Here is a 22,361-nt window from a genome sequence, read left to right on the forward strand (position 1 = left end):
CAATAGTATTTGCCTAGAATCGACAATACAATAAACCCGCCCCCGCCCAGATCGAAACTAATCGATCGAACATAATATAAGGTGCGTCATATCCCAAACCATCGATAAATTATAGAGTGAAAGTCTGACGCACCCTACAACTGGTAGAAAGCAACTTCTAACACAGGAATTCGCGTGGATCTGTGACGTGCCCAGTCAGCGCCGAAGCCGCGGCCGTGTAAGGCGAAGCTAGATAAACTTGCGCTTCTTTATTCCCCATGCGGCCGGGGAAATTCCGGTTAGTTGTAGATACACAAATTTCTGGTTCATTCATCCGCCCAAAAGTATCTTTCGGGCCGCCCAAACAAGCGGCGCAAGAAGGCGCTGCGGGTTCGATGCAGCCGGCAGCTAAGAAGATTTCCGAAAGCGTTTGACCATCGTATTTTGTGACAAACAAATCTTCGTAAACTTTCTGAGTTGCTGGTACTAAATACGTCGGAACTTTGACTTGATTTCCTTTGAGAATGCGGGCGGCATTTAGAAAGTCGGAGGTTTTGCCGCCGGTGCAGGAACCGATGTAAACTCGATCGATCTTGACATCGCGACAGTTGCGCGCTAAGTCGCGGTTGTCGGGAGAGTGCGGTTTGGCGACGACTGGTTCTAATTGGGTGACATCGTAGGTGCGATCGCTATAAAATTTAGCATCCCCATCGCTGTAAAATGAATCGAAGGGTTTGTCAGTCCGAGAAGTAACGTAATCAAACGTAGTTTTGTCGGGCGCAACCGTGCCGTTTTTACCGCCAGCTTCAATCACCATATTGCACAGCGTCATCCGTTCTTCCATCGTCAAACGCTCAACTGTATCGCCGGCAAATTCCATCGTCCGGTAGTTAGCACCCGCAACGCTAATATCACCAATAATCTGCAAAATTAGGTCTTTTGCTAACAAATAATCCGGCAGTTCACCGTTGAACACAAAGCGCATGGTTGCGGGAACTTTGATTAACAGTTTGCCGGTTCCCATGATAAAAGCCGCGTCTGTATTGCCGATACCGGTGGCGAATTGTCCGAAAGCGCCGGCATTACAGGTGTGGGAATCGGTGCCGAACAGCACTTCCCCTGGTCTGGTGTGGCCTTCTTGTGCTAGGGCGATGTGGCAAACTCCTTTGTAGTCGGGATTTGCTTTGAAGTCCGATCGATCCGTGATGTCGTAAAAGTATTTTATCCCTTGTTCTTTCGCAAAATCGCGGAGAATATCGACGTTACGGTTAGCGCGTTCGTCGTTGGTGAAAATGTAGTGGTCGGGAATGAGGACGATTTTGTCTGGGTTCCAGACTTTAGCATTCTCACCGAATTCGCGTTTGAAAACGCCGATAGTGCCGGGGCCGCAGACATCGTGGGTCATCAACACGTCTGTTTCTACCCAAATATTTTCTCCGGGCTCGACTTTAGTGCGGCCCGATGCTTTGGCTAAGATTTTTTCGGTCAGGGTCATTCCCATAGTGCGATCGCTCTTTTTTATTTGATGCTACATAGTGTATTGTAAGCGAAACATCGCCTGATGTTGACAGGTAATTTATCAACTAAACATTTTCTTCAATCTTAAATCTCAAATCTCAAGTCGATTGACTGTCACTTTCTTTTTCGCCGATCGCCAATCTCTACAATAGCCTCTACTTCGATTAACACAAAAATAAAATTTATGCAAGTCCCTCGATTATGCGACTGGTAACTAACAGCTAGCCACTGTTATTATACGACTTATGCAAAGACTGTACTTGTATGGTGCGCCGAAGAGCACCATACAAGTACACATAGTGTCAAAATAGAAGGAATGCAGCGTAAGTCCTACCAATGAGAATTTCGCAGCAATTAGATTAAGTCAGTTTTGTCACTTGCCCTTGCAAGCTTAGATTTGGAAAATGAAACAGCCTTGGGATTAAAGAACTCTCTTTTGCAAATAAACGCATTATCCAAAGCTAATTGAATTAACAAAAAAAAACCGGGTTTCATCAGGAGCAAGACAGCTTAATTTCGACAACTCAACCTGAAGAGAAATCAATGTCATAAAAGCTGTCAGAGATTTCTCATCCCAGTCAAACCGTCAAATACTCAATAAGAGGTATTTTATGTCTCAACAACCTAGTTTTCCCATCCCAGAAACTGCCCAAGCCGATGCAACAACAGGGCGTTACATTATTACTTTCGGCGAAGATGCAGTGACAGAAGGATTAGACCTCTTGAGCGACCAAACTGGTATCAGAGGACTGGCAAATGCTTCCGATTTCGCGGACTCTGCTCTAGACTTGAGCCAAATTGAAGCTGCAGGGGGAGCGGTGTTTCCTACTCTCGGCGTTGCCGTTGTTTCCTTAGACGAAGAGGCTTTCAGCAGCGTCATGACATCAGCGGGAGAGGATTCGGCTATTCTGGCGATCGAACCAGAGCGCACTTTCTACGCCATTGGCGATGGGTTGTCGGCAGATTACCTGCGGGGCTATCGCGATGCGGTGGATAACCTGTACGACAAAGCCACTAATACAGAGGTAGCAGAAATCCAGAAACCACGATGTTTTGCTGATGATAGCAAGTCTACTTGGGGTTTGAAGGCAACGAAGGTGATGAATTCTCTGCTGACTGGTAGCGGAATGAAAGTTGCGGTGCTGGATACGGGGATGGATTTATTGCATCCTGACTTCGCGGGCCGATCGATCGTATCGCAGTCCTTCGTGCCTGGGGAGGACGTACAAGATGTCAACAGTCATGGCACGCACTGCATTGGGACAGCGTGCGGGTTCAAGGATCAGAACGGCCGGCGGTACGGGATCGCTTACGAATCGACCATTTATGTCGGTAAAGTGTTGAGCAATGCCGGTAGTGGCGCTAGTGGCTGGATTCTCGCCGGGATGGAATGGGCGATCGCCAATGGGTGTCAAGTGATCTCGATGTCATTAGGAAACCCCACTCGAACACCGTCTACTGCTTACGAAACTGTCGGCCGCCGATCGCTGCAAAATGGGTGTCTGATCGTGGCAGCCGCCGGAAATAACGGACGAACCGGAGGAAGCGTCGGACAACCAGCCAATAGCCAGTCGATTATGGCTGTTGCAGCGATCGATAACTGCGAGGCAGTGGCTGACTTCTCGGCTAAATCTGGCATATTTCCAGGGGCTAAAGTCGATATCGCCGCTCCGGGAGTGGAAATATACTCATCAGTGCCTATGGAGCAAGGGCGTTATGCTGCTTACAATGGCACTAGCATGGCTACACCGCACGTGGCTGGGCTCGCGGCCCTGTATGCCGAATCGACTGGTAAACGAGGTGCTGAACTTTGGCAATTGCTGACTTCCTATGCTATGGCGCTACCCTTGCCAAATACTCGTGTCGGAAGCGGTTTAGTACAAGCTCCGTAATGCAGAATACCCAAATCCCCGCAGCACTTTAAGCCTGCGGGGATCTAACAGAAGACAATTTACAATAGCGCAATGGATTTGCTCCAAAGGATGCTAAATATGTCTGACGACCAAGTACAGCGCATCATAGTGAGTGTTGACGACCAAAACATATCGGTAATTCAATCGGTTGTCACTGCCTTAGAATCGGCGGGAATGAAAGTGGATGAGGTACTGCCTGTGATTGGTATCGTTATTGGAGAAGTTTCTCAATCGAAGCTAGAAGGACTAAAGAGCGTACCGGGCGTGGCTAGTGTCGAGATCGATCGAGAAATGCAGGCAATTTAAACCTATTATTTAGGGGTTGGTAGATCCAGTTTTGCTAACCCCAAATAGCGAATGCCTTCCGGTGTCACATCAAAGCGACAAGGCAAAATCTCTACACCTTCACTAATCGCCTGTCTGAACAATTCTCCGTAAAGGCGATCGGCACTATCCCCCGGAGCAAAATCCGTACAATCTCCGCGATTAATAAAATACAGCATTACAGCCCTCGAACCCTGCCGCACAACTTCTATCAATTCCCGCAAATGTTTCTGTCCCCTCTCCGTCACTGTATCGGGAAATAAAGCTAACTCCTCTTTTACCCAAGTTGTATTTTTCACTTCCAGAAAAATCGGTTTTTCCTCACCTGTTAGCCAAAAATCAACTCGACTTTTTTTATCAGTGCCGTAAACAACCTCCGGTTGAATTAAACTATAATTGCCCAACTCTGGAAACAATTTCAATTCCAAAGCTAATTTAACTACTCGATTTGGCAGCCCAGTATTAACTCCCACCCAAGTTGGCACAGTGTCGCAAACTTTAATTAATTCCCAAGTATAAGCTAACTTGCGTTTAGGATTGTCGCTGGGAGATACTAGCACTGGATTGCCCGGAATGTAAACACCAGTCATCGGGCCAGTATTCGGACAGTGCGCCGTGATTATTTCTCCCGAATCTAGTTCGATTTCGGCAAAAAATCGCTTGTAACGTTTGATGAGAATGCCGGGTAAAAGAGGAGGATATTTGTAAATTAAGTCAGTCATTCGATTTTAGATTTTAGATTTTAGATTTTAGATTTTAAATTCTCGATTTTAGATTTTACCTATAACCGAATACCTGGCTCGGAACTTTTTAAATAAGTCTGGGAGCTAACACAATCGATCATAAGTTATCAACTATATGTTATTTATCTGCTTTGAGCAACTCATTTATTTCATAATTTTTAAATGGTAGATTTTAGATTGTAGATTTTAGATTGACGCATCATAGCACGAAATGGCGGTTTGTAGTTAGCACGAATAGCCCCGATCGATTATTGAATTTCCGCAAGTCAGTAATATCGATAAAATTGGTATCAGCGCTATTCCCCCTAGAAGTTTTATGAGTTCATGATATGATTCTCCCGATTCGCGATTAAAATAAGTGAATCCTTTTAGCACTAGCGTTTGTAACCATTTGTGTCCCAATTACAGAAGCCATCTCGTTCCCTCGCAGGGATTGCCGGCATTGTCGCAGTCGCCACTCTAATTAGCAAAGTCTTTGGATTGGTGCGCCAAATTGCGATCGCCGCAGCCTTTGGAGTCGGTGTCGCCGTCGATGCCTACAACTACGCCTACGTCATCCCTGGTTTCTTATTTATTTTGCTGGGAGGGATTAACGGGCCATTTCACAGCGCCATAGTCAGTGTTTTAGCCCGCCGGGATAAAAAAGAAGCAGCACCCTTAGTCGAGACTATCACCACCTTAGTCGGGGGCTTGTTGCTGTTGGTGACGATCGCTTTAGTTATTTTTGCAGATCCGCTGATCGATTTGGTGGCACCGGGATTAAATAGAACAGCCGAAGGTTTACAAATTAAAGCAATTGCCGTCCAGCAATTTCGGATTATGGCACCGATGGCATTACTTTCAGGCTTAATTGGAATTGGTTTCGGCACTCTCAACGCTGCCGATATGTACTGGTTGCCTTCGATTAGCCCTTTATTTTCCAGCGTTGCACTTGTCGGCGGTTTGGGGATTCTCGCACTGCAAATCGGAAACAAAATTATTCAGCCAGAATTCGCACTAATTGGCGGCTTAGTGTTAGCTTGGGGAACTTTAGCGGGCGCAGTTTTGCAGTGGTTGGTGCAACTAGCGGCACAGTGGCGCGCCGGCTTGGGAACATTGCGTTTGCGGTTTAATTTTAAACGGCCGGGAGTGCAAGAAGTAATTAAGGTGATGGTTCCTGCGACCTTATCATCAGGAATGCTGCAAATTAATGTTTATACTGACCTATTTTTCGCATCCTACATCCCTCAAGCTGCCTCTGCGATGGGTTACAGCGGCTTGTTAGTTATGACGCCTTTAGGCATTATTTCTAATGTAATTTTAGTGCCATTTTTGCCCATCTTTTCTCGCCTCACCGATCCCAGAGACTGGCCGGAATTAAAAGCTCGAATTCGTCAATCTTTAATTTTGACGGCCCTTACGATGCTGCCGCTGAGCGCTTTAATGGTAACACTTGCCGGGCCGATCGTCCGCGTGGTTTACGAACGCTATGCTTTTGATCGATCGGCCTCGGAGTTTGTCACGCCGATATTGATGGCTTACAGTATTGGAATGTTTGTGTATTTGGGACGCGACGTTTTGGTCCGGGTATTTTACGCTTTGGGAGACGGAGAAACGCCTTTTCGCATCAGTATTATCAATATCTTTTTAAACGGTATTTTGGATTATTTGTTAGTAGGGGCTTTTGGCGCGCCCGGATTAGTTTTGGCGACGGTGGGAGTGAATCTTGTTTCGATGATTATGCTTTTGTACTTATTAGATAAAAAGCTGGGCGGCCTGCCTTGGGGGGAGTGGAGTTTGCCTTTTCTGGGGTTAACTTCTGGCAGTTGTCTAACAGCTTTCGTTACCTTGGCTACTCTGCAAGCGTGTCAAAGAGTTTTGGGTACTGAAGGTTTGGTAATTCAATTAGTGCAGTTGAGTGTGGCAAGTTTTGTAGGGTTAGGGCTTTTTGCCCTGTTTGTCAGTCAAATGAAGTTGCCGGAAGTTGATATGTTTGTCGATCGCATTCGGGGGCGTTTTCGCAAATAAATATCCGAAATTGGAGACTGATTTAGGGAATTGAGACAAAGTGCGATCGCCCTTAAGTACACAAAATACCAAAAAGGGCGATCGTCCTTAAATCCACATCAACACTCATCCGCGTCCATCTGCGTACATCCGCCGACATCTGCGGTCAAAAATTCCAGAGTAATTAACAAGGGCGATGTCTAGATTCTCAAGATATCGTCAAACTTTATGCTGTCTGGCAAAATAGCCAATAAAATTCCGCTAAAAAAAATAATCCCTCATACCCACAGCCTCTCTTGGATATCTAAATTATCTCCTCATGGCAAAGATCCGACTTTTCCGACTTTAAGATCCGACTTTTCCGACTTTACAGAGGCAGGGGCCCGAAGCAACGATAGAGATAGGGAAAGCCAACCCACGATCTCTAGATTGTAAAGATATCGTAAACCTGGATGTTGTGTTGCCAAGTGTTAAATAAAAATATGGTATAAAAAATATGTCTTTAGTATGATATATTAAATTTGCATCTATGCTATGTACATTCATTCCCACGCGAAGCCAGTGAAAGCCCACTTCGTATCAGGACTACCCCGCTCAGGCTCTACTTTACTGGCTGCACTACTACGACAAAATCCCCGGTTTTACAGCGCTATGACTTCCCCTGTTGGGGGCGCCAGTCGATCGAATGCTGTCAGCCGTGACCCAAAACAATCAGTGTTCCGTGTTTATTTCCCCTGAACTCAAACCGACGCTGATTATGAGTATCTTTTCGGCTGACTACCAGCCACAAGCTGAAAAAGAAGCGATCGGCGACACCAATCGCCTGTGATGCAGCAAACTGTCATTAATCCTGGCATTATTTCCCGAAGCCAAAGTGATGTTCTGTATCACAAACATCGCTTGAATTATGGACTGTATCGAGCTACTAATTCGCGGTAACGCCTTGGATGTTTCCAGGTTATTTAATCCTCCAGCGGAACGGGCTAACAATTTTACCGCCCGATTTATTTAAGCAATAGAACTAATCAATTCTTCAGTCCTCATAGGGAGCACTTAAGATTTGAGGCGGGGGTTTCAACCCCGGCCAGACTTGGATGTAAACAATATATAGATATCAAGGATGTCAGGAATTATGAACCTACCAATCGCGAACAAGCAAATTATTTTCGTTGACTCCTCTGTACAAGATTATCAAAGCCTGATCCAAGGCATCGATCCCGCTCAAATTGTGATTTTAAATGAAAATTCCAGCGCGATCGACCAAATTACTAAAGCCTTGGCAGATCAAAAAGATATTGAAGCAGTTCATATAGTTTCTCACGGCAGCGAAGGCAGTTTAAAACTCGGTGCAGACGTACTCAATGACAATAACCTAGAAAATTTTAGCGCTCAGATAAAACAGTGGGGAAGTGCGCTGACAGCAAATGGGGATATTCTACTTTATGGATGCGATGTAGCAGCCGGAGAAGTTGGAGAAAACTTCGTAAAGCGCCTGAGTCAAATCACAGGGGCGGATGTGGCAGCATCTACCAACAAGACCGGTAATGCAGCATTAGGTGGCGACTGGGCTTTGGAGGTAAACACCGGCAACATTGAGACTCCCATAGCTTTTCAGACACAAGGATCACAGAAGTATGACGGGGTACTTGCCACCTTTACCGTGACGAACACCAACGACAGTGGGGCGGGGTCGTTGCGCGAGGCGATCGCCCAAGCCAACACCCAGACGGGTGCAGACACCATTGTTTTCGATCCCAGTGTATTTAACACCTCCCAAACCATCCGCCTCAATTCGCAACTAATCGTCGATGACAGTGTGAGCATTCAGGGGACTGGGCTGAACCTCGTAAAGATAAGTGGGGATGCCAATAATAATGGCATTAATGACAACGGTGATGTGCGCCTGTTCTTTGTTAACCAAGGCACAGTGAGTTTTAGCAACCTCACCCTGCATGGCGGACGCGGCAATGGTGGCAATGGTGCTGCTGGCGGTGGTGGTGGACTAGGGGCTGGTGGTGCATTATTTATCAATGGCAACGGAACTTCACTGCCCGCTCAAGTAACCATCAATAATGTTACCTTTACCCAGAACCAGGCAGTAGGCGGTCAAGGAGGCGCTTCTAATGGTTTGGGTGGTGGTGGCGGCTTCGGCGGAGCCGGTGGCTCAGGTGGCTACCAACCTGGTGGTGGGGGTGGTGGCGGCGGATTTAGTGACATTGGGACTAATGGCACCACTGGTGGGGGTACCGGTGGTGGCAGTAGCTTCTTTGGTAACACCGGCGGCACGGGCGGCACAACCAGCAATAGTGGAGTTGCTAGCAACGGAGGGTTCGGTGGGGGTGGCGGCGGTGGCCTCAGTGCTGTCAATGCTAATGGTACCAACGGCGGTCAAGGAGGTGACTTTGGTGGCGGCGGTGCCGGTGGTGCTAGCCAGTTTAGCGGTGTATCGGGTCAAGGCGGTTCTGGAGGATTCGGTGGGGGTGGTGGTAATGCGGGCGTTGCTGCTAACGGTTCTACCTACGGCCTTGGTGGTAATGGTGGCTTTGGTGGTGGTGGTGGTAGCGGGAATACCGGCGGTGGCTTAGGAGGCAGTTTCGGCGGCAATGGTTACGACGCTGGCGGTGGCGGCGGAGCTGGATTAGGCGGAGCCATTTTCCTTCGCAATGGTTCTCTGGTGCTAACGAATGCCACGTTTAATAACAACAGCGCCACTGGAGGTGCGGGCGGATTTAGCGCTCAGCCCGGTCAGGGTAAAAGCGGTGCTATTTTCGTGAACGCTGGTGCAACCGTAACAGCATCAGGAGTGACCTACAGTAGTAATTCTGCCACAAATGCCAGTACCACTGCTACTGATAATAGTAATACCTATGGAACGATTACCGTAGCTGACACCACAGCGCCGACAGCCGCCAGTTTCACCCCTGCAGACAACGCCACTAATATTGCAGTTGCTGCTGATTTAGTCGTCACCTTGAGTGAAGCCGTACAAAAAGGCATCGGCAATATTGTCATCAAGAAAGTCTCCGACAACTCAGTTGTAGAAACCATTGATGTCACATCAGCAAATGTCACAGTTGCTGGCAGTAGCGTCACCATTAATCCCACAGCAAATTTAGTTGAGGGTACAGATTACTACGTTGAAATTGCCGCTGGTGCAATTAAAGACTTAGCAGGTAACAATTATGCCGGCCTTGTAGACCCAACTGCTTGGAATTTCAGCACCGTAGCTGACACCACACCACCGACAGCAGCCAGTTTCACCCCTGCAGACAACGCCACTAATATTGCAGTTGCTGCTGATTTAGTCGTCACCTTGAGTGAAGCCGTACAAAAAGGCACTGGCAATATTGTCATCAAGAAAGTCTCCGACAACTCAGTTGTTGAAACTATTGATGTCACCTCAGCTAACGTCACAGTTACTGGCAGTAGCGTCACCATTAATCCCACAGCAAATTTAGTTGAGGGTACAGATTACTACGTTGAAATTGCCGCTGGTGCAATTAAAGACTTAGCAGGTAACAATTACGCCGGCACCACAGGTGCAACTGCTTGGAATTTCACCACCGTAGCTGACACCACAGCCCCCACAGCCGCCAGTTTCACCCCCGCAGATAACGCCACAGGTGTTGCAGTTGCTGCTGATTTAGTCGTCACCTTGAGTGAAGCCGTACAAAAAGGCACTGGCAACATTGTCATCAAGAAAGTCTCCGACAACTCAGTGGTAGAAACCATTGATGTCACCTCAGCAAATGTCACCGTTACTGGCAGTAGCGTCACCGTCAATCCCACAGCAAATTTAGTTGAGGGTACAGATTACTACGTTGAAATTGCCGCTGGTGCAATTAAAGACTTAGCAGGTAACAATTATGCCGGCCTTGTAGACCCAACTGCTTGGAATTTCAGCACCGTAGCTGACACCACACCACCGACAGCAGCCAGTTTCACCCCTGCAGACAACGCCACTAATATTGCAGTTGCTGCTGATTTAGTCGTCACCTTGAGTGAAGCCGTACAAAAAGGCACTGGCAATATTGTCATCAAGAAAGTCTCCGACAACTCGGTTGTAGAAACTATTGATGTCACCTCAGCCAACGTCACCGTCAGTGGTTCTACTGTCACCATTAATCCTACCGCTGACCTCGCACCAAGTACCGAATACTATGTAGAAATTGCTAGCGGGGCGATTAAAGACTCGGCTGGTAACAATTATGCCGGGATTACAGGGCCAACCAGTTGGAACTTCACAACCCTCACCGCTTCGACGCTGCCGATTCCTCCTATCCCGCAATTAACCCAAAACGGTAGTGCTAATACCAGTCATCAGGGACAGAGCTTCACAGCTTCTGAGAATGGAACAATTAGCGAGATTGCGGTTTATACCGGAGGTGCTTTTACTGGCAATTTATTGATTTACAACAGCAGTAATGGCAGCGGTGCTGGCGGGAACAAAGGTACTCCTACCTATCAACAGAGCATATCACTCCCATCGGGCATGGGTTGGAAAACAGTTAAATTAGACACTCCTTATTCGGCTACCAGTGGGCAAACCTACTCCGTTATTTTTGAGGGAACAGGTACATTCTCTTTCTCGAATACCAACCCTTATGGGGGTGGGAACTATATTTTCAACTACGGCAATGCCAATGCCTCTAATGATTTAGCTTTCTTCATTAACCCGCCGGAAATTGATCTCAAAGGCAATGGTACTTCCATCGCCAATCAAGATATTACACCCACGACAATTGATGGCACTGCTTTTGCTGATACCCCAGTTGGTAGCCCGCTAGTTCGCACCTTTAGCATTGAAAATTTGGGTTCTAGTAATTTGACGTTATCGGGTACGCCTGTAGTCACCATTACAGGGGCCAATGCCAGTGATTTTACCGTCAAGACATTACCAGCCAACACTATTAGTGCCAGTCAAGCTACCCCATTTGAAATTACTTTCCAACCTTCGGCTATCGGCACTCGCACCGCACGAATTAATATTTCCAGCAACGATCTCGACGAATCTACTTATACCTTTACCATTCAAGGTAACGGCCTTGATGGTACAGCGCCCACAGCCAGCAGTTTCACCCCAGCCGATAACGCCACCAGTGTTGCAGTTGCTGCTGATTTAGTTGTCACATTGAGTGAAGCCGTACAAAAAGGCATCGGCAATATTGTCATCAAGAAAGTCTCCGACAACTCAGTTGTAGAAACCATTGATGTTACTTCCACAAATGTCACGGTTAGCGGTAGTACAGTCACCGTTAATCCCACGGCAGATTTAGCTGCCGGTACTGATTACTACGTTGAAATTGCTGCCGGTGCGATTAAAAACTTAGGAGGCAACAATTATGCCGGTACTACAGGCGCAACTGCTTGGAATTTCAGCACTGCTGCTGCCGTTGATACCACAGCCCCCACAGCCACTTTCACCCCCGCAGACAACGCCACCAGTGTTGCAGTTGCTGCTGATTTAGTCGTCACATTGAGTGAAGCCGTACAAAAAGGCACTGGCAATATTGTCATAAAGAAAGTATCGGATAACTCAGTGGTGGAAACCATTGATGTCACCTCAACAAATGTCACCGTTAGCGGTAGTACCGTCACCGTTAATCCCACAGCAGATTTAGCGCCTGGTACTGATTACTACGTTGAAATTGCCAGCGGTGCAATTAAAGACTTAGCTGGTAATAATTATGCCGGTACTACAGGCGCAACTGCTTGGAATTTCACCACTGCGGCTGCCGTTGATACCACAGCCCCCACAGCCACTTTCACCCCCGCAGACAATGCCACCAGTGTTGCAGTTGCTGCTGATTTAGTCGTCACCTTGAGTGAAGCCGTACAAAAAGGCATCGGCAATATTGTCATCAAGAAAGTCTCCGACAACTCAGTTGTAGAAACCATTGATGTTACCTCAACAAATGTCACGGTTAGCGGTAGTACAGTCACAGTTAATCCCACGGCAGATTTAGCGCAAGGTACTGATTACTACGTTGAAATTGCCAGCGGTGCAATTAAAGACTTAGCAGGTAACAATTATGCCGGTACTACAGGCGCAACTGCTTGGAATTTCAGCACTGCTGCTGCCGTTGATACCACAGCCCCCACCGCTGCCAGTTTCACCCCCGCAGATAACGCTACTGCTGTCGCCGTCGGTGCGGATCTAGTCGTCACCTTGAGTGAAGCTGTTGCCAAAGGTACAGGCAACATTGTCATCAAGAAAGTCTCCGACAACTCAGTTGTAGAAACCATTGATGTTACCTCAACAAATGTCACCGTTAGCGGTAGTACCGTCACCGTTAATCCCACAGCAGATTTAGCGCCTGGTACTGATTACTACGTTGAAATTGCTGCTGGTGCAATTAAAGACTTAGCGGGCAACAATTATGCCGGTACTACAGGGGCAACTGCTTGGAATTTCACCACTGCTGTCGCCGCTGATACCACAGCCCCCACAGCCACTTTCACCCCCGCAGACAACGCCACCAGTGTTGCAGTTGCTGCTGATTTAGTCGTCACCTTGAGTGAAGCCGTACAAAAAGGCACTGGCAATATTGTCATCAAGAAAGTCTCCGACAACTCAGTTGTAGAAACTATCAATGTCACAGCGGTCAATGTCACTGTTACTGGTAGTACAGTCACCGTTAATCCCACAGCAGATTTAGCGCCTGGTACTGATTACTACGTTGAAATTGCCAGCGGTGCGATTAAAGATTTAGCTGGCAACAATTATGCCGGTACTACAGGTGCAACTGCTTGGAATTTCACCACTGCTGTCGCCGCTGATACTAAGGTTTTTTCCCTTGTAGAAACGGGATTAACCAAGCTGGATGAAATTCTTAAAAAAGAACAGGAAAGTATTAAGCTTCCCATCATCGGCCCCTTCCAGAACCTCAATCAAGATTTTATTGGTAGCTTCAAAAATGGCCTGGTTAATGCGCTCAAAACAGGTAGTGATTTAACGGCCGAGCAGTTACAAACAAACCTGCGGAGTTCTCTAGGAACTAACTTCAACATTAGGGTTCAAAAGAATACGACTAACGAGGAAAGCACCTGGGATATTGCAGTAGGCCGGAAATATCAACTCGGTACAGTTAACGTCCTCAAAGATATAGGAATGCCTGCCCTTGGCTTTAACGCCGATGGTAATGGGAATGCCAACCTCGATTATCAGTTAAACTTCAGCCTGGGTAACAGCAAAACTTTTGGCAACTATATCGATACGACCAAAACGAATCTGACGACTAACCTGGGGTTTGGTCTAAATGACTCGTTCAAGACTTCTGCAAAACTAGGATTTTTCCCAGCCACCCTCAACGAAAATACCACCGAAGGCAAGCGCACTAAAATTGGGGGCACATATCAGCTCAAGCTGAATGACTTAGATAATCTGGGAGGTATCAATGATGGCGATCGCCTGACCGAGGCAGAACTCAATAGTTCCTACAACCCGCAAAACTTATCACAGTCTACATTCTCCACCAGTGGGGATCTGAGCCTGAAAGGCCGGACAAATGTGGTCAGCAAAGCATTCCCCAACTTGGTCTTCGAGATGAAGTTCGGGTTTCCAAAAGCTGATTACGTCAACGGTAAATCCGTCAGTTCTGCTAGCATACCCAATGTTGAGGTCAATAATGCAAAACTGGATTTTGGCGAATTTATAACCGGCATTGCCCAACCTGTTTTCACTAAGGTTGACCAGGTTCTTAAACCCTTTCGGCCAGTTATTGATTTCCTGAATGCGGACACGCAGATATTTTCCAAAATCGGGCTGGAGAATTTGTTTAAGGATATAGATGGCAACCGGAAGCGGGTCAGTGTCATCGAAATGGTATCTACCCTTTCCAGTTTGTCAGGCCGACCAATATCCACTGGCTTCATAGAAACAATCGTCAAGTTAGACCGGGTGACTAAGCTGGTTAACGATTCCATCAAAAACAATGAGACTATTTTGATGGATCTCGGCTCTTTTAAGCTAGATAATTACAACCCGTTAAAACGGATAGAAGAGTTCGAGAAAACATCTCCGCAGGCTAAAGCTATCGTTGAAATAGGCAAGGAAGAGCTTAAGAAAAAAAATCCGAAAGCTGCCGCACTTCTGACAGCCTTAGAGGTGGTTGATGGACTGGACGTGCCAATTATCACTAAGCCAGAAACAGCCATCCAGCTACTTTTAGGCAAACCAGATGTCCCAATTGTGACCCTGAATTTGGACAATCTGGATTTGGATGTGCCGATAAATATTACAAAGCCTCTGCCTCCTTTCCCACCGGTGAGTGTAGGCTTTGAAGGAAACTTGAAAGCAAAGGCTGACCTAAAATTTGGCTATGACACCTACGGACTGCAACAGTGGAAAGCAACGAACTACGCCTCGGATAAAATCCAATTGTTAAGAGATGGCTTTTATGTCAGCGATCGCAAGAACGCTGACGGAACTGGCCAAGACGTTCCCGAACTGACAATCTCCGCAAATATCGCTGCCAAAGCTGGCCCAGATATTAAGGTAGCCGATTTTTACATCCTGGGCGGAATCAAGGGAAATGTCAACGTCGATTTGCGAGATGTTGGAGAGCGAGAAGGTAGAAGCGATGGGAAATTGCGGGCTTCCGAGATAGATACTGTCCTCAACACCGCCCAACCTTGGAATATCATCAATTCAGTTTCCGGCACAATTAATGGTTCGTTGGATATTCGAGCCACAGCAGGTATTGGGCCGTTAAAGACAACCCTGTACCAGAACAACCTGGCAACTTTCCCACTGGCAAAATTTGGTTGGGAAACTGGAAACTCCACCGCCCCCCAAGGGACATCGAAATCTCCCAGCTTGTTCAATGTGTTTGTTCCCTTTCCAGTTCTGCCAAAATCCTTTACAGTTAAAGGGTTTGCTGAGGCTGCCGTCAAGACAAATTTGAATTTTAATCCAGCTTACAGGGCTTTCAACTTAGGCATTGCCCTAACAGAGAACCCTGTTATCAAAAAATTTATTCCGGCTCCCATCTTGGCACCGATCAACACGTTAGCTAACGCTGGCAGAAAATTTGTGGGTTCGGCGCTTAGTCTACCCTTCAACCTGATTAGCCAGGGTCCTAAAACGACTATTAAGAATACCATTCAGAGTGTTGCCAGTAGTGTGAAGCCAGTCGTCAAGGCAGGCAAAGCTGTCGGTAAATTCTTTGGAAAGCTGTTTAACAGTGAAGTGACTGGGGGTGAGGTTTTCTTTGATGGCAACTTTAATGGAATTCTAGATCCCGACGAACCCTTTACGATTACTAACGCTGACGGTACCTATGATTTAGATATTTTTGTCCCTAATTTCGATACCAACCAAAGCGGTTTCCTAGACCCGGAAGAGGGCCGGGTGGTGGGAATTGGTGGCATCAATACTGCCACGAATTTGCCTCTGGAAACGCCCCTGTTTGCTTCTGAAGGTACGACCATCACTCCGCTTACGACCTTGGTCAGCGAGTTAGAGCGCAAAGGAATGGATGCAGAAGAGGCTCAAGCCAAGGTGCAGGCGGCTTTGGGAATTCCGGCAGATGTTGACTTGGGTAATTACGATGCGATCGAAGCGATGCGGGACAATGAACTTACTGGGTTAATTATCTACAGCCCGCACGTTCAGGTTCAAGTTGCAATTGTCTTGGTGACCAATTTATTTGCCAGTGCTTCCAATCTTTCTAAGGTGGAGATTGCCACAAAGGTCATTGGCGAGTTATCGAAGGTTGTAGAGCCGGGAACTCCTGTAAACTTGAGCGATCAGGCTCTGTTGCAGAAGTTGATTGAGTCAGTTGCCCAAAGCGTGCAAAAGCCAGAAGTTGCCAGTCTAGCAGGCAATGTGGCAAAAATCATTGCTGCTGGCAATCAGCGCATCAGCGATATTGCAGCCAGTAATATCTCGATCGCAGAGGCGGCGCTTCGCCTCGCTCAAGTGGAAAAGGCGATGTTAGCTGAGGTGGCTAAAGACCTCCAGCAAGTGGGGGCTGGTACGAAGAACATTGAGGAGGCGCTTGCTGAAAACACCGATGCTGCTCTTGACAAGATGATTGCAGAGGCGAATGTTGAAAGCCCCCTGACTGTCAAAAACGTACAATATGGCTCGGAGGACTCTACCGAAACCGGCACTGACACTGGCACCACACCCGTCACACCAACACCGATCGCCCCGACCCCATCAGAAACAGCCTCGGAAACACCGACAACATCGGAAACAGCGTCGGAAACACCGACACCATCGGAAACAGCAACTCCCACGCCAACAACTAATAACCTCTCAGACGATGAGTGCATCTGCGACCAAATTACCTATCCCAACTTAAACCGACCCAACTCAGTTGAAAACACCATACTCGACGCATCCGACATTCAAATAGGCACTGCCCAAAACGATGAATTACTAGGTAGCGATGCTGCCAACATATTCGAGGGCAAATCCGGGGATGACAACCTATACGGCGGTGCGGATAATGACATTATTAATGGCAACCAAGGCAATGACTTCATCGCCGGAGGCAAAGATGAAGATACTCTCTACGGAGATGAAGGAAGCGACATCATCCTTGGCGAGTCTGGCAACGATTTAATCTTCGGAGGCAAAGGCAATGACTTCTTACATGGCCGCGAAGGTATTGACATCATTTATGGCAACAAAGATGATGACTTCATCGATGGTGGTAAGGATAATGACACCTTATATGGAGGCAAAGGTAACGACATCCTGCTTGGCAGTCAAGGTGATGACAATCTGTTTGGACAGTTAGGTTCGGATACTATCTGTGGCGGTGAAGGCAATGACTTAATCAACGGTGACGAAGGAGCAGATATCCTGGGAGGGTGTGCCGGAAATGATACTCTTTTGGGAGGCGCAGACAACGATACTCTCACTGGTGGCAAAGGCAACGATCTCCTGGATGGAGGCATGGGAAATGATAGTTTGATTGGCGGTAGCGGCAACGATATCTTTGCCTTAAAAGCTGGTGAAGGATTTGATATTATCGCTGATTTTACTCTGGGTCAAGATTTGATTGGATTAAGCGGTGGGTTGAGTTTTGGTCAGTTAGAAATAACTCAAAATACTCAGGGAACTATTATTAAGAATCTCTTGACAGGGGAGCAGTTAGGTGTGATGGTTGGAGTGAGTGCGGATGCGATAACATCGGCTAATTTCATGCTGGTTTAGGAAAGGAAAAAAAGCGCGATCGCCCTTCGGTACAAAAAGACCAAAAAAGGCGATCGCCCTTTACTACATCTTCCGCTGAAATTCCTCAAGCACATCCATCAACTGAACTTGACACTGCATCGGAATCAAATCGGCAAGCGGCACTTCCCGCTTGCCGCCGCCCAACTTGACTGGAATTCCTTGCAAAACTTGTCCAACTTTGTCAGCATCTAACTTCCCATCTTCCAGCATCGAATAAAGTTGTTGGGCAACAACTGTATGCAGGTGGGCATCATTGAGATACAAATGCCATTTGGCAATGTCAATGTAGACATTTTCGCCGATTTCGGCTGCTAAAGATTCGATCGCCTGTGTAGTATTAGCCATATCAAAAAAGCACAAAGTTATTTGTTATCAATCAAAAGACTTAACAAATCGCCGCCAACTGCCTTCAGCCAGAATCTTTGGTGAGGGGCGAATAATCGGCGATGGCAAAATGGTAAATCGCGTGGGCCAAAACTACTAGAGCCCATCCACCCGTTACCGAAATTGCCCAAGGCCAATCAGCCTTTTGCAAATTGTGAACAAACCATAAACCAGAATTGGTAGCAGAAAAAAGACCGACGTGGATAGCAAAATTCATCCGGTCATCTAAACGGCGATACTCTGGATCATTGCGATCGGGTTTGCGGGGCCAACGAGGAGGCATAGTTTTTCACTTGATAGTAGTTCAGTGCCTATTTTAATCATAAGTGCAGCTTTTTGAATGCTGCATCCCTCTTTCGGCTGGAAACTTATACCATTTTTCTAAAGATGTGCTATGGATGAAGTCTTAGCCCCCCCTTAATAAGGGGGGGTTGGGGGGGTAATATCTAGCGCTACTTTATGAAATTGGTATTATGCCTCTACATTTTCATAGTCTCCAGACTTGCCACCACTTTTACTCACCAGTCGAATCGACTCAATGGCGATCGACTTTTCCAATCCTTTCGCCATATCATACAAAGTCAGCGCCGCCACCGAAACCGCCGTCAGCGCCTCCATTTCCACCCCAGTTTCCGCCTTAATTTTCACCGTCGCCCGAATTTGATACCCCGGCAACCCAGCATCCGGCATCACCTGCACCTCCACGCTACTCAGCGGCAGAGGGTGACACAGAGGAATCAAATGTGCCGTCTGTTTCGCCGCCATAATTCCAGCCAGCCTTGCAGTGCCCAACACATCACCTTTCGGCGCATTCCCCGCTTCAATCGCCGCAAACGTCTCCGGCAGCATCCGCACCCTGGCAGCAGCCACAGCTTGCCGAACAGTCGGCACCTTCGCCGAAACGTCCACCATTTGGGCTTCCCCGCTGTTGTTGAGGTGAGTTAGCTGTGTGCGATCGGGCAATTTAGAAAAAGTTTGCGAAAGGTCTTGCATTTTTTTGGTAATGGTGTTACTGTTAGATTCTGTGAGAAAAGAACTTAATCAATTTTAGATTAAATCTTAACTCAACAGGGGCTTGTAGCTTAGTTGGATAGAGTGCATGGCTACGAACCATGAGGTCGGGGGTTCGAATCCCTCCAAGCCCATTTAAAAACGTTATAAGCTGTGAGTTCTGAGTTCTGAGTTTTGAGTTTTGAATTAAGAAATTAATTCAACTCACGATTTAAAACTCAGAACTTTTTTAATCTTTGTGGAACAGGCATCTTGCCTGTTTTTCAGAATGCAGCGCGGGAACAAAAACCCGGTTTCTGCCTCAATATCTGTCGCATAGATTCACGATTTTTGGGAGAAACCGGGTTTTTTGGTAAGTCCCATGATTGCCTCTTCCTTCTTGCTTCTGTTATAAGCTGTTCTACATTTAAACTGTGTGTCAAAAATCAATAAAACTCTTGTGGGACGGGCTTCTAGCCTGTCCAGATTTTCCAATTTAAATGCGTAACAGCTTATCATCGATTCAAAGCATAAACATCTTTGCCTCGACCGATCGCAAACTTCATCGAATTAGACAAGCCCTTGCTAGACTGAGTAATAAAAATCAGCAAAGCCAAGCCAGCGAGGCCAGCAGCAAAACCAAACATATTTCTGTAGCCAACTTGTTCAGCCACAAAGCCTAAAGTCGGCCCAGCAATCGCAATGCCTAAATCAAATCCGCCAATACAAAGCGAAAACAAGCGGCCCCTTTCATGAGGTTCGCACCTGTCCGACATCAGCGCTACCATCATCGGCAAAACCGTACCGCCCGCGCAACCTTCAACCAAAGCTGCTATTAAAAAAGCACTGGTGTTGTTAGCAAAATACAACAATAACATAGATAGGGCATAACAGATTAAGCCGCCAGAAATAAACAAGCCGCGGCCGTATTTGTCCGAAGCCCGTCCCGTGACTAACCGCATACCGAAACTGGCGATAGCTGCCGTAGAATAAAATAATCCCGGATTGAAATTAGCCTTGGTTTCTTGGATAAACAAAGGCATAAAAGTGCTCAAAGTTCCGAATACCAAACCAACCACCAATAACACTAAAGCCGGAATCCGCACTCTCGGATTCCAGAGCATTTTCCAGTATTTTTGGCTATTTTTGTCCTCCGATAGCGAGTCCGATTTTGTTAAATCGGCAAAATTAGGTTCCGCAATTTGGCAGGTAAAAAATACACTTATTGCAGCGAAAACTGCCGACATCGCAAACAAAGGAGTATAACCAACCCCAGCTTGCACAAATCCGCCAATAGCCGGGCCAAATGCTAGACCAATAGGACTTACCAAACTCATGTTACCGATTAATTCGCCCCGCTTTCCTGGTGGCGACAAATCTGTTACCAAAGCGCTGTAAGCTGTGGTAAAAGCGGCGATGCTAATACCGTGAAAAGCGCGAAGAAGTAACAGTAAGGGGATAGATTGAGCTAACAGGTAGCCCAAAGGGGCGATCGCAGCGACGGACGCACCTAGAAGCAAAACTTGTTTTCGACCCCTGCTGTCGGCTATTTTACCTAACTGCGGCCTCGATAGCAAAAGTCCGATCGCAAATGCACCCATCACAAAGCCAATTTGCTGTTTTGTGCCGCCCACAAATTGAACGTACAGCGGCAAAGTTGGCAGTAGCGAAGCCAAACTCGACCAGAATAGCAGCCCTGCGGTGAATAAAATCAGTAAGCTGCGTCTGGGTTGGGGATCGATTTCCCTAAAAATATTCAAGATGCGAATTCCCTTTAAATCTTATGAGTGCACTCAAAGTAAGTTCGAGTGTCTCTATCATTGTGTTACAAATTCTTAAGATTTGCCCCAAAAAAGTTGATATTCGACTCACTGTCAACTGTCAACTGTCAACTGTCAACTGTCAACCGTCAACTGTCAACTGTCAAAAAAGAGCATTCTTACCAATCAACCTCAGCCCTTTCCTCCACCACCCGTTCATAAACCCACTGGGTTTCTATCGCCAACTTCGGCCAACTAAACCGGCGTTCCAAATCTTGATAAGCATTGTCAACCAACCACTGCGCGTAACCCGGATTTTTCAAAACCTCCAAAATTCCCCAGGCCAAAGAATCCCGATTGTTTGCCTCAGTAACAACGCCAGTTTTAGTGTGCAGCACCACCTCTGGAAGTCCGCCCGCATCCGAAACCACCACAGGCACTCTTGCAGCAAAGCTTTCTAACGCTACAATCCCAAAAGGTTCGTAAAGACTGGGGAAAACCGCGCAGTCAGCCACCGTCTGAAATTTGTCGAGATGTTCCTCAAACATGAACCCAGTAAAATAACACTTATTCCAAATTCCTAAATGCCAAGCTAAATGTTTTAGATGGTCTGTATTGCCGCCGCCAACAATTACAATTTTCGCTTTCCCCCCCATTTCCCAAATTACTTTAGGTGCTGCATTTAGAAATACAGAAATACCTTTTTCGTAGCTAATTCTTCCTACATAATAAACTATTTTTTCGTCGTCTGCAGCAAACTGACGACGGAAGTTCATCGCGTCAAATTCGTGCCATCGGGGCTTTTTATCTGGTCTAATTCCGTTGTAAATTACCTCTATTTTGTTCCACGGAGTCGCTAGTACCCGTTCGGCTTCCCGCCGCATATAATCACTGCAAACAATTACCCGCCAAGAATTGTAAGCGAGGTCGTTTTCCTTGGCGTTAATGTAGCGCTGCCCTTCATTGTGGATGCCGTTGAAGCGCCCGTATTCGGTGGCGTGGATGGTGGTAATTAGCGGTACTTTAAAGGTATGCTTGAGGGCGATCGCCGCATCTCCCACTAGCCAATCGTGAGCGTGGATGATATCAAAGGGGCCTTCCTCAAGCATCAGTTTCCCGCCTTGGTAGCCCATGCTTTGGTTAAGGTTCGCCACCCAGTGAAAAAAGTCCCTAGCGTGCCCCACCACCACCCGATGCACACGTATTCCTTCCACCACTTCGTACATCGGCGCGTGGCCGAACTCTACTGTAATTAAGTGAATTTCGTGTCCCAGCTTCACCAATTCTGGATATAGTTCTGATACGTGGCGGGCGATACCGCCTACGATTCTGGGAGGAAACTCCCATGCCAATACCAAAATTTTCATCTTTCTTCCTCCAAATTTTTTATATAACTTAATGTTTAGGATTAACAGATTTATTGTATAATTATCACCCTTAAATTTAAGTTGAGCGCAAGTTGATGCCGAATGCCTGACTTTTGGCAGCAACAAAGACAGAAAATCATGGCTAAACCTGGTTTTTGCAGGAAATTGCTCGATCGCCATTACCTGAAAAAAACAGGTTTCCTCAA

The 22,361-nt window shown here is 46.8% G+C and carries 12 protein-coding genes and 1 tRNA gene; 6 read left to right on the forward strand and 7 right to left on the reverse strand.

Annotated features, from left to right (window positions below):
• Positions 1–157 precede the first annotated feature (157 nt).
• On the reverse strand, positions 158–1,480 hold the full coding sequence (locus QT987_RS12430) for a 3-isopropylmalate dehydratase large subunit (RefSeq protein ID WP_333240209.1): 1,323 nt from the start codon (positions 1,478–1,480) through the stop codon (positions 158–160).
• A gap of 628 nt (positions 1,481–2,108) precedes the next feature.
• Here QT987_RS12430 and QT987_RS12435 point away from each other — a divergent pair.
• Both QT987_RS12435 and QT987_RS12440 read left to right on the forward strand, forming a co-directional pair.
• The gene (locus tag QT987_RS12435; RefSeq protein WP_333240211.1) at positions 2,109–3,389 is read left to right on the forward strand and encodes a S8 family serine peptidase; all 1,281 of its coding nucleotides are present in this window, start codon (positions 2,109–2,111) and stop codon (positions 3,387–3,389) included.
• Positions 3,390–3,488: 99 nt separating this feature from the next.
• On the forward strand, positions 3,489–3,716 hold the full coding sequence (locus QT987_RS12440; RefSeq protein WP_333240213.1) for a hypothetical protein: 228 nt from the start codon (positions 3,489–3,491) through the stop codon (positions 3,714–3,716).
• Positions 3,717–3,721: 5 nt separating this feature from the next.
• Here QT987_RS12440 and sfsA read toward each other — a convergent pair whose 3' ends face one another.
• Positions 3,722–4,456, reverse strand: a complete 735-nt coding sequence (gene sfsA, locus QT987_RS12445) for a DNA/RNA nuclease SfsA (RefSeq protein ID WP_333240215.1) — start codon at positions 4,454–4,456, stop codon at positions 3,722–3,724.
• A gap of 414 nt (positions 4,457–4,870) precedes the next feature.
• Here sfsA and murJ point away from each other — a divergent pair, with 414 nt between their 5' ends.
• The 3 genes from murJ (at position 4,871) to QT987_RS12460 (ending at position 17,633) form a co-directional block, all read left to right on the forward strand.
• The gene (gene murJ / locus QT987_RS12450) at positions 4,871–6,484 is read left to right on the forward strand and encodes a murein biosynthesis integral membrane protein MurJ (RefSeq protein ID WP_333240217.1); all 1,614 of its coding nucleotides are present in this window, start codon (positions 4,871–4,873) and stop codon (positions 6,482–6,484) included.
• Between the two features lie 664 nt (positions 6,485–7,148).
• On the forward strand, positions 7,149–7,292 hold the full coding sequence (locus QT987_RS12455; RefSeq protein ID WP_333205302.1) for a hypothetical protein: 144 nt from the start codon (positions 7,149–7,151) through the stop codon (positions 7,290–7,292).
• Between the two features lie 303 nt (positions 7,293–7,595).
• Positions 7,596–17,633 carry an Ig-like domain-containing protein gene (locus QT987_RS12460; RefSeq protein ID WP_333240219.1) on the forward strand — a complete coding sequence of 3,346 codons (10,038 nt, stop codon included), beginning with the start codon at positions 7,596–7,598 and terminating at the stop codon, positions 17,631–17,633.
• Positions 17,634–17,696: 63 nt separating this feature from the next.
• Here QT987_RS12460 and QT987_RS12465 read toward each other — a convergent pair whose 3' ends face one another.
• From QT987_RS12465 to moaC, 3 genes are all read right to left on the reverse strand, one after another.
• The gene (locus tag QT987_RS12465; RefSeq protein WP_333240221.1) at positions 17,697–17,999 is read right to left on the reverse strand and encodes a DUF3181 family protein; all 303 of its coding nucleotides are present in this window, start codon (positions 17,997–17,999) and stop codon (positions 17,697–17,699) included.
• Positions 18,000–18,063: 64 nt separating this feature from the next.
• Positions 18,064–18,321, reverse strand: coding sequence for a 2TM domain-containing protein (locus tag QT987_RS12470; RefSeq protein ID WP_006633890.1), 258 nt, complete (start codon positions 18,319–18,321; stop codon positions 18,064–18,066).
• A 188-nt stretch (positions 18,322–18,509) separates the two neighbouring features.
• Positions 18,510–19,031, reverse strand: coding sequence for a cyclic pyranopterin monophosphate synthase MoaC (gene moaC / locus QT987_RS12475; RefSeq protein WP_333240223.1), 522 nt, complete (start codon positions 19,029–19,031; stop codon positions 18,510–18,512).
• A gap of 78 nt (positions 19,032–19,109) precedes the next feature.
• On the opposite strand from moaC, the gene QT987_RS12480 reads away from it, so the two are divergent.
• Positions 19,110–19,183 (forward strand) — tRNA-Arg (locus QT987_RS12480).
• A 360-nt stretch (positions 19,184–19,543) separates the two neighbouring features.
• Here the strand turns inward: QT987_RS12480 and QT987_RS12485 are convergent.
• Positions 19,544–20,788 carry an MFS transporter gene (locus QT987_RS12485; protein WP_333057363.1) on the reverse strand — a complete coding sequence of 415 codons (1,245 nt, stop codon included), beginning with the start codon at positions 20,786–20,788 and terminating at the stop codon, positions 19,544–19,546.
• A 179-nt stretch (positions 20,789–20,967) separates the two neighbouring features.
• Positions 20,968–22,155, reverse strand: a complete 1,188-nt coding sequence (locus tag QT987_RS12490) for a glycosyltransferase family 4 protein (protein WP_333240226.1) — start codon at positions 22,153–22,155, stop codon at positions 20,968–20,970.
• Between the last annotated feature and the right edge of the window lie 206 nt (positions 22,156–22,361).

This window comes from Microcoleus sp. SVA1B4 (assembly GCF_036700545.1).
GTDB lineage: Bacteria > Cyanobacteriota > Cyanobacteriia > Cyanobacteriales > Microcoleaceae > Microcoleus.